The organism is Microbacterium sp. H6 (assembly GCF_003314775.1).
Taxonomy (GTDB): Bacteria; Actinomycetota; Actinomycetes; order Actinomycetales; family Microbacteriaceae; genus Microbacterium; species Microbacterium oxydans.
The window spans coordinates 1-252 of sequence record NZ_QOAY01000146.1 but is presented as its reverse complement, the minus strand read 5'-3'; the positions used below and the strand labels follow the sequence as shown (position 1 = coordinate 252).

General features: G+C 70.2%; 1 pseudogene. It reads right to left on the bottom strand.

What is annotated here, in order from left to right:
- Positions 1-252, bottom strand: a pseudogene (locus DSP71_RS23475) (ABC transporter permease); the annotation flags it as partial.

Genomic DNA, 252 nt, shown 5'->3' with positions numbered 1-252 from the left:
CGAGGAGCGCGTAGCAGACGAGGGCGCCGACGAGCGCCCCGACCACGGCGGTGAGCAACGAGAGGCCGGCCGAGTTGGCGAAGGTGTCGAGCACGACCGGGTCGGCGAGGGCCGACATGTTGGTCCAGGTGAAGGAGCCGTCCTTGGTGAAGAAGCCGGAGCCGATGGCCAGGATCGTCGGCACCGCGAGGAAGAGCACGACATAGGCGGCGAAGGGGACGAGCCCGAGCCAGGCGAGGGACGGAGCGGACC